This window comes from Exiguobacterium sp. S22-S28 (assembly GCF_043359615.1).
Taxonomy (GTDB): Bacteria; Bacillota; Bacilli; order Exiguobacteriales; family Exiguobacteriaceae; genus Exiguobacterium_A.
In genome coordinates, this window is sequence record NZ_JBHFFC010000014.1 from 161,295 (window position 1) to 175,219 (window position 13,925).

At 47.7% G+C, this 13,925-nt stretch carries 13 protein-coding genes; 9 read left to right on the forward strand and 4 right to left on the reverse strand.

Going from position 1 to position 13,925, the window contains the following annotated elements; genetic code table 11:
- Positions 1-140: 140 nt before the first annotated feature.
- The 4 genes from ACHA8N_RS04055 (at position 141) to ACHA8N_RS04070 (ending at position 4,664) form a co-directional block, all read left to right on the forward strand.
- Positions 141-707 carry a class I SAM-dependent methyltransferase gene (locus tag ACHA8N_RS04055; protein ID WP_393964814.1) on the forward strand — a complete coding sequence of 189 codons (567 nt, stop codon included), beginning with the start codon at positions 141-143 and terminating at the stop codon, positions 705-707.
- Positions 692-1,381 (forward strand): response regulator transcription factor, encoded by a 690-nt coding sequence (locus ACHA8N_RS04060; protein ID WP_393964815.1) that lies wholly within the window; start codon positions 692-694, stop codon positions 1,379-1,381. The genes ACHA8N_RS04055 and ACHA8N_RS04060 overlap by 16 nt, the downstream gene beginning before the upstream one ends.
- Positions 1,378-2,736: a sensor histidine kinase gene (locus ACHA8N_RS04065; protein WP_393964816.1), complete on the forward strand. Its 1,359-nt coding sequence runs from the start codon at positions 1,378-1,380 to the stop codon at positions 2,734-2,736. Before ACHA8N_RS04060 ends, ACHA8N_RS04065 begins: the two co-directional genes overlap by 4 nt.
- 137 nt (positions 2,737-2,873) lie before the next feature.
- Complete coding sequence (locus tag ACHA8N_RS04070; RefSeq protein WP_393964817.1) at positions 2,874-4,664, forward strand: acyltransferase family protein; 1,791 nt, start codon at positions 2,874-2,876, stop codon at positions 4,662-4,664.
- Positions 4,665-4,702: 38 nt separating this feature from the next.
- Here ACHA8N_RS04070 and ACHA8N_RS04075 read toward each other — a convergent pair whose 3' ends face one another.
- From ACHA8N_RS04075 to ACHA8N_RS04090, 4 genes are all read right to left on the reverse strand, one after another.
- Positions 4,703-5,188, reverse strand: a complete 486-nt coding sequence (locus tag ACHA8N_RS04075; RefSeq protein WP_393964818.1) for a FixH family protein — start codon at positions 5,186-5,188, stop codon at positions 4,703-4,705.
- On the reverse strand, positions 5,181-6,554 hold the full coding sequence (locus ACHA8N_RS04080; RefSeq protein ID WP_393964819.1) for a PepSY-associated TM helix domain-containing protein: 1,374 nt from the start codon (positions 6,552-6,554) through the stop codon (positions 5,181-5,183). Before ACHA8N_RS04080 ends, ACHA8N_RS04075 begins: the two co-directional genes overlap by 8 nt.
- Before the next feature lie 77 nt (positions 6,555-6,631).
- Positions 6,632-7,078 (reverse strand): hypothetical protein, encoded by a 447-nt coding sequence (locus ACHA8N_RS04085; protein ID WP_393964820.1) that lies wholly within the window; start codon positions 7,076-7,078, stop codon positions 6,632-6,634.
- Positions 7,075-8,448 (reverse strand): PepSY-associated TM helix domain-containing protein, encoded by a 1,374-nt coding sequence (locus ACHA8N_RS04090; protein WP_393964821.1) that lies wholly within the window; start codon positions 8,446-8,448, stop codon positions 7,075-7,077. The genes ACHA8N_RS04085 and ACHA8N_RS04090 overlap by 4 nt, the downstream gene beginning before the upstream one ends.
- Before the next feature lie 377 nt (positions 8,449-8,825).
- On the opposite strand from ACHA8N_RS04090, the gene ACHA8N_RS04095 reads away from it, so the two are divergent.
- The 5 genes from ACHA8N_RS04095 (at position 8,826) to ACHA8N_RS04115 (ending at position 13,848) form a co-directional block, all read left to right on the forward strand.
- Complete coding sequence (locus ACHA8N_RS04095; protein WP_393964822.1) at positions 8,826-9,803, forward strand: right-handed parallel beta-helix repeat-containing protein; 978 nt, start codon at positions 8,826-8,828, stop codon at positions 9,801-9,803.
- A 192-nt stretch (positions 9,804-9,995) separates the two neighbouring features.
- Positions 9,996-10,538, forward strand: a complete 543-nt coding sequence (locus ACHA8N_RS04100; protein WP_393964823.1) for a nitrous oxide reductase accessory protein NosL — start codon at positions 9,996-9,998, stop codon at positions 10,536-10,538.
- Positions 10,535-11,326: an ABC transporter permease gene (locus tag ACHA8N_RS04105; protein WP_393964824.1), complete on the forward strand. Its 792-nt coding sequence runs from the start codon at positions 10,535-10,537 to the stop codon at positions 11,324-11,326. The genes ACHA8N_RS04100 and ACHA8N_RS04105 overlap by 4 nt, the downstream gene beginning before the upstream one ends.
- Before the next feature lies 1 nt (position 11,327).
- On the forward strand, positions 11,328-11,981 hold the full coding sequence (locus ACHA8N_RS04110; protein WP_393964825.1) for an ABC transporter ATP-binding protein: 654 nt from the start codon (positions 11,328-11,330) through the stop codon (positions 11,979-11,981).
- A 496-nt stretch (positions 11,982-12,477) separates the two neighbouring features.
- Positions 12,478-13,848: a copper amine oxidase gene (locus ACHA8N_RS04115; RefSeq protein ID WP_026831948.1), complete on the forward strand. Its 1,371-nt coding sequence runs from the start codon at positions 12,478-12,480 to the stop codon at positions 13,846-13,848.
- Positions 13,849-13,925: the final 77 nt, after the last annotated feature.

Genomic DNA, 13,925 nt, shown 5'->3' on the forward strand with positions numbered 1-13,925 from the left:
TATACCGAGTTTCCCCTCCTGCATGTCGCCGAAAATCAGGCATGGATCTTTTCTTAAGACAAACTTAAGAAAACTCTCCTGTTTGTGAAAGATATGCCCTGTATCATCGATGGTATACTCAAGAAGAAAGTAGGTTTCGCATGTTTGATTTTTTGAAAGAAGCCATCCAATCCCCGAAAACGATTGGCGCGATTGCCCCAAGCAGTTCCCGGTTAGCGAACATGATGGCGCAGCGGGCGGTCGCTGATCAACCAGCCGTCATCGTCGAAGTTGGTGCCGGTGACGGCGCGATTACCCAAGCCTTATTGCGCGCGCGACACCCGGAAACGACTTTATTGATCTGTGAACAAAATCCGGTGTTTCAAGAAGCCTTGGCGAAGCTGTTAGCTGATGAGACGAACGTCGAACTATTTATCGGCGACATCCAAAACTGTCCTGAAGACTGGCATCATCAGGCCGGTGTTCTGGTCAGCGGCTTACCGTTCGCTTCGTTCCCGCTTCCGTTACGCCATGAATTGCTCAAAACCTTCCAGACCCTGTTGCAACCAGGCGGTCATTTCATCGCCTTTCAATATACCAAACTCCATTTCAAGACATTCCGCCGGTATTTCTTTGAGCACAGTTATTCCTACACACTGCAAAACATGCCGCCCGCCTATGTCTTTGAAGGCGTCCAAAAGGAGGATCTTCCGTGCCCACAATCTTAATCGTCGATGATGAAGCCGATATCCGGCAATTATTGCGACTGTATCTCCAAAACGAAAATTATTTAATTCTCGAAGCAGCCAACGGCGAAGAAGCCCTTGCGCTTGTTCAGCAACAGCCAATCGACCTGATGGTCCTCGATGTCATGATGCCGGTCCGGGACGGCTTTTCGACCGTCCAAGCCATCCGGCAAGCGAACTATACCTTCCCGGTCCTGATGCTGACGGCAAAACAGGAGGATCTCGATAAAATCCAAGGATTGACGTTCGGGGCCGATGACTACATCGGGAAACCGTTTAATCCGCTCGAAGTCATCGCCCGGATCAAGGCGATGCTCCGCCGGGTCGCCCAGTACCAAGTCCCGCTATCGGCAAGCAGCCTGCAAGTCGGTCCCTTCACCTTACGTCAGGAGGAGCGGGTCATCTCAAAAGAAACGATTCCCTTAGCCTTGACACGCCGGGAGTTTGACTGCCTGGCGCTTTTACTGAATCATCCGCGCCGCGTTTTTTCAGCGGATGAATTGTACGAACGGATTTGGCAGGAGGAAGCGCTTGGTTCCGCGACCAATGCCGTCATGGTCCTGATTCATAAGTTACGGGAAAAAATCGAGGACGTGCCGAAAGAGCCGCGTCACCTCCAAACCGTTTGGGGTGTCGGCTACAAGGTCGAGCCATGAGACGCTTCCGCTTCAAACTGACTTCCTGGATGACGGTCCTGTTGTTGGCCGCAGCGTTTTTGAGTACGGCATTGGCCTGGTTGATCGCGAGCCAACTCCCGCTCGGAACAAAAAACGTTCCCCGTTATTATTATCCGACGGAACAGGACATCACGCAGCGGGTCGAACGCGATATCAAACGTTACGAATCCGGTCAGACTCCGAACGGTGATTATGAGTGGGCCGTCTACCGGTCCAACGGGACGCAAGTCGACGCCTCACCCGACTTTCCGCGGACAATGACTCCGAGTCGCTTATTAGCCGCGCAAACGCCGGGTGAACGGGAACCGTCTGACGAATCGGAAGTGCGGACGTTGCATCATATGCAGGCAATTAACCTGGGTGAACGTGCACCCGGTTATTTTCTTTCCATCGAAACGGTCACACCCCGTCTGAATCAATACCAGGTCGGTAATTCAACAGCATTTTTCATTTTACAATTGGTCTTGTTCATCTTATTTTTATTTGGCATGACCCGCTGGATTGCCGGTCTGTTCCGCCAGCTCGAGACGCGGCTCGAACGGCTTGTCGAACCAGATCAAGCCATCAGCCCGCTTCGTCCGGTCAAAGGACCGCGTGAGTTCAAAGCCTTTGCCCATTCGATTGAACGGGTCGGCGACGAACTCGATGTCCTCCGACGAAACGAGCAGGAACGTTTTACGGAACAACTCCGCCTGATCACCAGTCTGTCGCACGATCTGCGCACCCCCTTGACATCGATTCAAGGATTCGTTCAGTGGTTGTCTGAACATCACACGACATTATCCGATCAGGAACGAACCGATGTGTTAGCAATCCTCAGCCGGCAATCGGAGACGCTTGCCTCACGGATCGAGGAACTGTTCATGCTCGCAAAATTGTCGAATAAAGATTATCCCGTGCACATGACATCACTGGATTTCGTGACGCTCCTGCATCAGGTCGCTGAACAACATCCGGAAACGACTTATCAGTACACGGGACCGGCTCATCTGACTGTTCAGGCTGATCCCAACTTGTTGCGGCGCTTGATTGAAAATCTTGTGCGGAATGCGACGCTTCACGGAACAGGTGATTTGTCGTTCGAAGTGCTCCAAGAAAACGGTCACTTGACCTTCCGTTGTTCCAATGCCATCGCTGAGACCTTAACGCCTCAGCAACTCACGGAACTGGCAACTCCTTTCGTCACGTCCGACATGTCACGGTCCAATGGTGGATCCGGCATCGGTCTGTCGATCATCGAACAAATCGTTGCCCGGCACAACGGGACGATGCAATTAGCGTCGGAACAACACCGGTTCATCGTCTCCATTACATTACCTCCTCCTCAAGAATAGAATTTTAGGCGGGACGGACTCAAAACTTTTGAATTTGTCCTGTTTGTTGTTACTACTTCGACACTCCTTCTGAAATGGAATTCGGTACACTAGAGAATGTCATTCTTTAGGTATAATCGTGAAGGAGTTTCTTACTTATGAAATCATTAAACCGTTCGACCACATATATGCCCGGACTCGATGGTCTGCGTGCGTTCGCAGTCATCGCTGTCATTTTGTACCATCTGTCAGTTCCCATGTTGACCGGAGGTTTTCTCGGAGTGGATCTGTTTTTTGTCCTGTCGGGTTACTTGATTACCGGCTTGTTGCTCAGTGAGTGGCAACAGACCGGTCGTATCGACTTAAAACGGTTTTGGGTACATCGTTTCCGCCGGTTATTCCCGCCTCTGTTTGTTCTGTTGGTCCTGGTTCTCAGTTACGTCACGCTCTTTGAACGGAGCTTGTTGCATACGCTTCGTCAGGATATCATGGCTGCTCTCTTGTACACGACGAACTGGTGGTACATCGTACACAACGTCTCTTACTTCGAATCATTTGGTAAACCGTCACCGGTTCAAAACCTGTGGTCGCTTGCAATCGAGGAACAGTTTTATCTCGTCTTTCCGATCGTGATCAGTTTCGGGCTCGCATACAAACGGATGTTGCTCCGAGGAATCGGGCTGCTTGCCGTCTTGTCCGCGCTCTTGATGGCCATTCTCTTTACGCCCGGTGCGGATCCAAGCCGTGTTTATTACGGAACGGACACCCGGCTGTTTGCCTTGTTGATTGGTAGTCTGCTTGCCTTCGCTTGGCGCCCAGAACGGTTCAAACAAACGATTCCGTTACGGGGTGTCCGTCTGTTGAATGTGACCGGTGCCGTGGCATTTCCAGCACTCATGCTGCTGATGTTCGTAACCAGTGAGTCCGGACGTTTTCTGTACTACGGAGGATTTGTATTCGTCGCTGTCCTTGCGGCGTTACTCATTGCCGTCGTCGCCCATCCGGCATCCTTGTGGAGCCGTCTGTTTGCACAACGATGGCTGATCGCCATCGGAAAACGGTCCTACGGTCTGTATTTGTGGCATTTTCCGCTGATTACCTTGATGACGCCGGTCGAATACATCGGTGCATTTTCATGGATCCGCAGTCTTGGGATTTTGACGGTCTTGATTGTTCTGACTGAACTGTCCTATCAGTTCATCGAACGTCCGATCCGGCGGCTTGGTCTTTTCGAATACATCCGCCAATTTCAGATTCATCCCCGGACCTTCCGGCAGTTTTCTTGGACGAAGTGGGTTTCCGTTTCCCTAGTCAGCCTGCTTCTTCTCAGCTTTATCGGGAATTTATCGATTCTCGCCGTGTCGGACAAACCGACTCAACAGACGATTCCGAAAGTCGCGGCACCGCATTCAAAACCGGCACTTGTCAAAAAACCCGAGCATCCGGTGCCTGACACACCAATCCGGTCGATGTGCCGACCGACGCTTGCGATTGGTGACTCGGTTCTGCTCGGTGTCGAAGATTACCTCGGCAGTACGCTTCAACAAGTAACGATTGATGCCAAGCTCGGACGTCAGCTCCGGGAAGCCATTCCGCTCAGTAAGAAGTATGCGGTATACAATCAAAAAGAACATCAAGTCGTCGTGCATCTCGGGACAAACGGCAGCTTCCGTCCCGATCAATTAGAGGAACTGCTCGACCAGTTCGCAAACGCCGATCAAGTGTACCTCGTCACGACACGGGTCCCGCGTCCGTGGGAACAAGAAGTCAACACCATGCTGAAACAAGCAGCTGAACGCAAACGGGTGTCACTCATTGATTGGCATGCCGTTGCCGTCAAACATCCGTCGTACTTCGAACAGGACGGCGTCCACTTGAACATCAAAGGTGCCCGTGCCTACTCGAAACTTCTTGCGAAAGCCACGAATTGCGCTGTTTCAAGTAAATAGAAAAAGAGACGTCCGCGGACGTCTCTTTTTTAGTTAGATCAATGATGATGACCGCTACTGCCACCAGCTGGTTTTGCTCCACCTTGTAAAATCTTCAAGTCTTCTTTCGATAACTCACCGACGATGAACTGCCGTGTCGGCATAATTATCTCCCCATTGCTGCTTGCATGTGCTTTGACATAATACAAGCCTGACTTCGGAAGTGCTTTTGCAATCGTATAGACACCCGGTTTCGTTTCCTCTGCCGGTTCCATGCTATAGCGTACCGTTCCGTCCGCTTTCCAGATTTCGAAGTGAACGTAATCGACTTTTTGAGCCGGTTTCGCTTCACGCCAGACCGTCGCTTCGAACGTCTGCTTTTTCTGTGCGTCTGGTTGTACGTCTTTTGGGACGTTCAGTTTGACCGATAATGGCTTAGATACGGCATATTGTGCGGCTGCATTGGAATCGACCGCACAGCCGGCAAGACTCGCCGTCGTAACGAGAAGACCGCCAATCAACAGGGATTGCATCGATTTACGCATTGAAGAACCTCCTTACACTCGGAATACGACGGATGACGAGAAAATCAAGTAGCCAAACGACGAGCAAAGACAGTCCGACGAGTGGGAAAACGATCCCCAGCACGACAAGTACCGCGAGGAATCCTTTCAGCATGAACGCTTTCGGACCTTTCGGTGCCCCCATGCCTTTACTTGGTTTTCGCTTCAGCCAGAGATAAAAACCACTGACTGCCACGAGAATGATTCCAAGACAAATCAACAGACTGACCAATTGGTTGAACCAACCGAATTCCGTTCCTTTATGGAGCGTGATCCCGGTCGCGACGATCTTACCGACGACACCATAGTTGTCATAGCGATAGTCGGCGAGCACGGCACCGGAATATTGATCGAGATGGATTGTCGCTTCATCCTGTGCTTTCGCCGGATACGCGGACAGTGTATAGACACCGCCCGGATCACTTGGAATACTGATTTTAAAGCTTGGGTCCATCCCTTGCTGTTTGCCAATCGCAACGATGTCATCGATTGAAGCTGGAACAGCACCTTCGACTTTCGATTGCGGGACATCCAGTGTTTCAGCAGCCCACGGGACTTCCGCGATATCCTTCGTCTGAAGTGTCGAAGTTGGTGCTTCCCCACCCCAGATCGACGGGGGATAACCAAGTCCTTGGTTCGTGACGAGGGACTGGAAGTTTGCTCCCCAGAAGCCGGACCACGGAAGACCTGTCAAGATGAGGAACAACATCCCTCCCGTGATCCAGAATGCCGGAACGGCGTGGAGATCACGACGAAATAACTTTTTGCCTTGACGCAGACGCGGGAACAAAACACCTGACAGTCCTTTTTGCTTACGCGGAAACCATAAGAACAGTCCCGTCACGATCAAGACGATTGCCCAACATGCAACAAGTTCAACGATCCGGTCGCCGGTCGTTCCTGCCATCAGTTCCCCGTGGATTTCTTCGATTTTATTCATGATCCGGTCATCGTCCGATAATGTTCCAATGATTTTACCGGAATACGGATTGACGAAGACCGTCGCCGACATGTCTGGTGACGAGACCTTCACTTCACTTGAGCGATCGTCGGATTCACCCGGTCGGTATGACGTGACGAGTGCTTCCGGATACTTCGCTTTGACACGGTCGATCTGTTCCGTCGCCGTGATACGATCTGCTTTTGGTGTGACTTCATAATATGATTGATACAGGACATTTTCGATTTGTGGCTTAAATAGATAGATTGATCCCGTCACAGCGAGCATGACTAGGAACGGTGCAAAGATAATACCGGCATAGAAATGCCACCGCCAAATCGTCCGGTAAGCTTTGCTTGATGACGTCGTGACTTGTTTCTCTTCCGTCATCGTTTGCGGTTGATTCATGACATTACCTCGGTTCTCTAAAATATTCTTATGAAATCATGAAAGTGAGATAGCTCATCGCTAGCTCACTTTCATGATTAATGATGATGTTGTCCGTGTCCACTACTCGTTGACACGTTCGACTGAAAACTTGCTTGTGCGTCTTCGAAATCTGCGTCAGACACCTTACCGACTCGAACGAGTGCTTTAGGTGTATAAACGGCTTGACCTGAGTGTACCATGCCGTTGACGACATATATCCCTGCCTGCTTAAATGGGATACTACTGACATAATGTCCTTCCCGATGTGTCGTCTCGAACGTTTCTGTCTCCTCACTGCCATATGGTGTCACTTGAACATGAACTTCATCGACGTTCTCGGGATGTTCGATTTCAACGGACACCGTCGTATTAGCAGGTGACTCCATTTTTTCCGGCGCATACAATCCGACTTTCATAGCGACCGGAGCCGCTTTCGTCTCGAACTGACAGCCTGCTAATAACACGGCACTTCCAATCATTACTGTCGTAACAAGTCGTCTCATGCTGCTACCTCCTCTTTTCCTGTCCGGCGACGGAACAAAATGAAATCAAGAATCAAGATGATGAAGACGGAAAGCGCTGCGAGCGGCATCGTCAGACTGATCAGTACGATAAGTAGCGCAACGATTCGTTTGACACGCTGATCGACGGCACGTTTTGGCGCCGATAATTGACCCGTACCATTTCGGCGTTTCCACCATAAAACGAACGAACTGACGACGATGAAGATTAATCCGAGACATAGTGCCAGTCCAACGAGTTGATTCAATAGACCGAAGAGACGTCCTTCATGGAATCCAATTCCCATCGAGATTGCTTTTGCCATGAAGCCGTAATCGGCAAATGTGACGTTCGACAAGACATTGCCTGAATACTGATCCACGTTCATCGTTTTTTCCTTCAGCGGCTCACTATGCAAGGAAGAGAGTGTATAAACCCCTTGTTCCCCTTGCGGCAAACTGATTTGATAAGGTCGTTCCATGCCGAGTTGTTTTGCTTGTGTCGCAATTTCCGTCACTGACATCGAGATCGGCTTTGCCGGTCCAGAAGTCGGGACGACATCGTTTTGCGTCGCCCAGGGAATGTCCTGTGCGATATCCTTCGTGACGACTTGCGATTGCATCGTCTCGTCTGGACCAAAGGCATACTGAGGGAAATTCGAATTCGTCTTCGTCGCAGCCGTGTTGATCCATTCACCTGCTACACCGGACCAGGCTAGTCCTGAGCCGATGATGATCAGGAGACCAAGCGTTGACCAGACCGCAACCGATCCATGCAGTCCCTTCCAGAAGTTACGTGATCCTTTCGACTTCTTGAATGACGGTAGGAATACTCGTTTAAAGCTCCCTTGCTCACCACGCGGCCAAAAGAGATATGTACCTGTGATCAATAAGATGATTGCCCAGCTGGCTGCGAGTTCAACAAGTAGGTTCCCGGCTTTTCCCGCGAACAATTCCCCGTGAATCGTTTTGATGAATCCAAGAGGTCCATCCCCCATCCGTTGTCCCTTCACTTCTCCAGTGTACGGATCAACATAGGCATATCCAGCTTCTTCCCCAACTTGAATCCCCATCCGTGTCGTCCGGTCCGCGTCTTCGAATTGACCGATCGACGTGATCGTCGCTTTTGGATACGTATCTTTGACCGCATCCATCTGTTCCTCAAGCGTGACGGGTTTACCTGTTTCTTGTGTAAAAATCATATCGCCGTATAAGGCATCTTCAATTTGCGGTTTAAAGAGATAAATCGATCCTGTGACAGCTAAAATAATAAAGATTGGTGCAAAAATAATACCTGCATAAAAATGCCACCGCCACATCGATTGATACCAACTCTGCCGCTTTCTTTTAGCTTGTTGTTGTTCTTCTTTCATCGTGATCCCCCTTGACCCCAATTAAATATGTCCACTCTGTGAACACTTCCTAGTATAAGCGGTTACAAACCATTTTTAGACAGCTACCTGTGACGATAAATTGCCAATCCGGTGTGTAAATCAGGTGTCTTTTAAGAAGTGTTCAGCGCCATTTTTTGACAATGATTTCACTTTTTTATATATCATTTCTTATTTCAGAAAATTGATTTCTTTTATGATATTACTCTTCTTCCACGTTGTTATCCGACAATTTTTATTAATAAATAGTATGTAGAAAATATGAATTATTTAGGTGTGAATTACTAACTAAATGACACATTTTTTTATGGATGTTTTTGTATACTGTGTCAGTAACCGTTTCCAAAAAGGGGGAATACATGCGCTATCTATGGATGATTCTACTTATCGTGGCTCTGTCGTCTCCATCGACTATATCTGCTGAGCAACATACAGTCGTACAGAAATCGATCTCCTTACATAACGGTGAGCACTTTGATGGTCAAGGACAGACATTCATTTCCTGTAATCAACCTGCTTTTCAAATTAACGGGACGGATGTTCAATTGACGCATGTTCACATCAAAATGTGTCCAGGCACGAAACACCCTGCTATTTTGATGAAACAATCAAGTGGTAGCCTGCACCACATTTCGATTGATACCTCGAATGTAGGGATTCAGATGACCGACGGAAAACAAGTCGACCTTCAAGACATTCGCATCTCGGGGACTAAACAAAAAGAGGGCATCGCCCTATTTGATGGACAACACATCTCACTCGAACACATTCAGATCAAGCGAGTTCGTGACGGCATCTATGTCGAAGGTGGAAAAAATATCACGATGAAAAACGTCGAGACACAACAATCCCGCTACGGTATTCATTTGATGTTCCCACGTCACGTCTCCATCGATCGTCCGCAGATGTCGAAGAACCAAGCAGGCGCGATGATCATGGGAACAACCGATGTCACGGTCTCAAATGGTCGACTGCTCGATCAAAAGAGTGCCTCCGGTAACGGATTCATGTTGTTCGATGCTAAACAAACGGTACTTCGATCCAATCATGTAACGGGGAACCGGGTCGGGATCTATGCCGAAAAATCGGAAGATACGAAAATCCTAAACAATGACATTCAAGGCAATGTTCTAGGATTTCAAATGAAGCAAGCCAACGGGATGACGATCTCTAAAAACGATGTCCGGGGTAATCGCTATCCGGTCACGATGATTGATTCCGCAGACAATCAGCTGGAAGGAAACGACTGGGGTAGCCAGACACTTGATCTGAATGGAGACGGTATAAGTGAAATGCCGTACCGATCCGTATCTGTTCTTGCTGACCGATCAATATGAGGCACTTGAACCGCTCTACGGTTCCCCTGGTTTGTTCATATTAGGTCATCTGTTAAGAAGCCCAGAGGAAGTCACATTAACAGACGCTACCCCGAAACATCATGCGTTTGACTTGAAATGGAATACCAATCTGCTAGGTTTCTGCTTAATTGGAGCAACACTACTATTATGGATTTTAGGGAGGAAACGAATATGAATACAGCAAAAAAATGGATAACTGGACTAATGATCGGTGGTGCAAGCTTGACTCTTGCTGCCTGCTCGACTGCTTCTGCCGAGCCGTTTGAAATCAAATGGGGAAAAACTGAATGTGAAGTCTGTAAGATGAAAGTGACAGATCGTCAATTTGCTGCGGAAGCGGTTATGGAAAATGGAAAAGGATACGCATTTGATGATATCGGATGTCTGATGCGCGACTGGTACCCGAAACAAAAAGAAGATAAGATCGCCGCGATGTACGTTAAGGATTACAAGACAAAAGCATGGGTGGAGTTAGAAAACGGACATTACGTCTACGACGAGATGGCAAAAACACCTATGGCCTACAATATCGTATCGTTTGGTAAAGCGGCTGATGCCAAATCTTACATGAAGGATCATGGTGGAAAGCTCATGGATCTCGATGATTTGAAAAAGCACGACTGGAAACGCGGTAAGATGGAAATGAAGATGGACGGAGAAGATAGCGAGATGAAGATGGACGATAGTTCGTCTGACGAAGGACATAGCCATTGATTCGTTTTTGGCGCGTCGAATGGCAGCGCACACTGCGTCAAAAAGAAACGTACTTTTTCTTGATTGCGTGGCTCGTCGTTTTAGTCTTACTCGGAGGTCTCAGTCAAGCGCTACCCGTTGCAACGGACTATACGAATATCAGCTCGACGCTTCTGACGATCATTGGTCTGATTTTACCTTTATTCGTGCTACTGATGACCGCCGTTCAATGGGGCAGTGAGCGAGAATCCAAGCGGATTCGTCTTTATCTGACCTACCGGATCCATCCATTCCGGTTGATTTGGACACGTTTTTCGACGTTCGTCACGACACAATGGATCGTCTTGCTGTTTGCAATCGGTGTAGCATCATTTTTTGTATCCGTGTCCACTCAAGCCTGGCTTGGACTCTTTCTGTATGCTGCTGGGCTGATTGTTTTTTGCGCCGCTCTTGGTACGTGGATCGGAACATGGAGTCGTTCACGCCTGCATGCTGTTATCATCGCCTTTTTCACTTGGGTATTCCTTGTCCTTCTTTGGCCGACCTTACTTGTCACCATTGTCTCTTTTTTTCCTTACGATAGCCAGCTGACGACAATGATTGTCAGTACACTGTTGAACGGGACGGAACTTCTTCGGATTTTCATGACCGCACGGCTAGCTGTACCTGACGTCTTCGGTGGATTATTCGAGCCGTTCATGAGCGTCTTAGCTGGTGGAAGAGGCATCTTGCTAATTGCTTCCTATCTGGTGCTTTCTAGTTGTCTCTTTTTACACCTAGCCATGCGGAGAATGACAAAGGAGGAATGACATGATTTACTTTCAAGATGTCGGCAAACGATACAAGAAAACGTGGGCGTTACAGCCGATGTCCGAAACGATACAAGCTGGTACAATTCTTGCCCTAAGCGGACCAAACGGTGCTGGAAAATCCACCATTCTAAATCTACTTACTCGCTCGATTCGACCAACTGTAGGTTCCATCCAAATAGATACCACGTCAGTTGCCTTCATGCCGGATGATTTTGAATTCGAAGCCATATGGACTGTTGGAGAAACCTACGATTATTTAACCGCGATGCAAGGCCAAGTATCTGAAAAATCTATTTTAGAGCGTGTTGGTCTTTTAGAACATCAGGATAAAAAAATTTCAATGCTTTCAAAAGGCATGCGTCAACGTCTCCTTCTTGCTCAAGCACTCGTTACTCGACCAGCAATTCTTCTACTAGATGAGCCAACAAATGGGTTAGACCCCAGTTGGATGAATGAGTTGTCACTTATAATTAAAGAAGAAGCAGCAAGAGGATGCTCAATCATATTCTCTACTCATCAATTAGATATCGCTTCGCAACTCGCTGACGAAATTTGGTGGATTGATCGTGGCATCATACAAGAAAAAATTCAAGTAAAGAATGCTACTGCTACTTTTAACCATTTGCGTCGTCACTTTTTAAAACAGGTATAAAAAATGAATTCTATTACCATTCTACTATTCGAAAAAATATGTATTTTCTACTCCAATCCATCTTGTTTTTTGTAGGATATACCATAAAAAATAGTTTCGCGAGAATACGATTACTTTTCACTAAGGATTTATCCTTTTGTTTAGAAGTAAACGTAATCTCGCTTTGTTTTGCTTTAGTAAAATAAAGTGATTTTGTTACAACTGAAATACTTAAAGTCAAATGGTAATAGAATAATAAGATTTTTGGATTTATGTCATTATCTCTGCGTATTAATTAAGTGAGATTATGAGTTCTTTCTCCACAATCACTTCATAACTTCTATATGATAGTACTTACTTTTTTACAAATTCTCTAAATGATTTTGAAATCTTTCCATATTTTTTAATCTTTTTTAAATCCAAATCAAATCCGGGTGCGTATGCTGTTCAGAACGATGAGGAAATGAATTACCAGATTGGTTAAAATACACACCCAAATTTGAGAGGATGAGACAAAATGAAAAACACGAAAAAATTCGCAGCAACAGCAATGGCAGCAGCACTCGTATTACCAGGAACAGCAGCATTCGCTTCTGGTGGCGGAGATGAGATGAAACATGAGGACGGCGCGAAAAACGTCACGGTCAAAACAAAAGCCGCTGACCTTCGTGCAACACTTGATCAACTACTCTCTGAGCACTTCGTGCTTGCCGTCATGGACATGAAAAAACAATATGACGGATCAAAAGACGCAGAATATTACGAAGCGGCTCTCAAACAGAACGCACTCGACATGACACCAGCAATCGCATCGGTCTACGGTGAAGAAGGCGCGAAACAGTTCGAGAAAATCTTCGTCGACCATAACAAATACACAACAGATCTCGTCAAAGCCGTGAAAGCGGACGACCAAGACGGCATCAACGCTTCAAAAGCGGAAACGGAAGAATTCGTCCAAGACCTCTCGAGCTTCCTTGATACAGCAACAGAAGGTAAACTGCCGAAGGCAGCAGCGGAAGAAGTTCTCCGTGCCCATGAAGCGGACGTCTATAAAACATTCCAACAATATGCAGCCGGTGACTACGAAGGATCGTACAACACGTTCCGCGAAGGATACAGCCGCATGTATGACATCTCGAAAGCACTCTCAGTCGCAATCACAACACAAATGCCTGAGAAGTTCGACAACACAAAAGCGGATACAAAAGCAGCTGACCTCCGGTCAACACTCAACAGTCTGGCAGCAGAGCACGTCGCACTGGCTAACATCAGCATGACAGCAGGCGTCGATCAAGCGAAAGACTACGATGCAGCAAACTGGGCGGAAGACATGCACACAGCTGACTTCAAAGCAGCAATGAAATCGGTTTACGGTCAAGCAGGCGCGGACCAGTTCGAGCAAGTTTGGACGAAAAACCACATCGAAGCACAAGCCAACCTTGTCACAGCAGCCATCAATGACGACAAGAAATTGATGGGTGACGCTCAAGAGATGCTCAAAATGTTCTCAAATGACTTCGGTGCGTTCCTTGGCGCAGCAACGGAAGAAAACCTTCCGACAAAAGCAGCACAAGAAGCCGTATCTGGCCACGAGACTTATGTCCAAGACACGTTCATGCAGTATGTTGAAGGCGACTACAAAGGATCGGTTGATACGTTCCGTGAGTCTTACGCTTACATGTACGGCGTGGGGGCAAACCTCGGTGACGCAATCGTCAAACAATCACCAGAGAAGTTCATGGACGGTACACCAGGCTCAATGCCAAACACAGGTAACGGCGGCATGAGCGACAACAACACAGCAGCAACGACTGGTGCGATCGCACTCTTCGGTCTCGCACTCGGTGCAGCCGGAATCGTCCTCGCTCGCAAACGTCAAAACGCATAAGATTAATGGATGAACAAAGCCCCCCTTCAGAATTCGTTTCTGAAGGGGGGCTTTTTATGTAAAAAAGACAACCTGTC

Excerpts from the sequence above, each read along its gene's own strand:
- ACHA8N_RS04080 (WP_393964819.1), bottom strand. The coding sequence starts at position 6,554 with ATGAATCAACCGCAAACGATGACGGAAGAGAAACAAGTCACGACGTCA.
- ACHA8N_RS04095 (WP_393964822.1), top strand. The coding sequence starts at position 8,826 with ATGCGCTATCTATGGATGATTCTACTTATCGTGGCTCTGTCGTCTCCA.
- ACHA8N_RS04055 (WP_393964814.1), top strand. The coding sequence starts at position 141 with ATGTTTGATTTTTTGAAAGAAGCCATCCAATCCCCGAAAACGATTGGC.
- ACHA8N_RS04085 (WP_393964820.1), bottom strand. The coding sequence starts at position 7,078 with ATGAGACGACTTGTTACGACAGTAATGATTGGAAGTGCCGTGTTATTA.
- ACHA8N_RS04090 (WP_393964821.1), bottom strand. The coding sequence starts at position 8,448 with ATGAAAGAAGAACAACAACAAGCTAAAAGAAAGCGGCAGAGTTGGTAT.
- ACHA8N_RS04110 (WP_393964825.1), top strand. The coding sequence starts at position 11,328 with ATGATTTACTTTCAAGATGTCGGCAAACGATACAAGAAAACGTGGGCG.
- ACHA8N_RS04070 (WP_393964817.1), top strand. The coding sequence starts at position 2,874 with ATGAAATCATTAAACCGTTCGACCACATATATGCCCGGACTCGATGGT.
- ACHA8N_RS04075 (WP_393964818.1), bottom strand. The coding sequence starts at position 5,188 with ATGCGTAAATCGATGCAATCCCTGTTGATTGGCGGTCTTCTCGTTACG.
- ACHA8N_RS04100 (WP_393964823.1), top strand. The coding sequence starts at position 9,996 with ATGAATACAGCAAAAAAATGGATAACTGGACTAATGATCGGTGGTGCA.
- ACHA8N_RS04065 (WP_393964816.1), top strand. The coding sequence starts at position 1,378 with ATGAGACGCTTCCGCTTCAAACTGACTTCCTGGATGACGGTCCTGTTG.
- ACHA8N_RS04115 (WP_026831948.1), top strand. The coding sequence starts at position 12,478 with ATGAAAAACACGAAAAAATTCGCAGCAACAGCAATGGCAGCAGCACTC.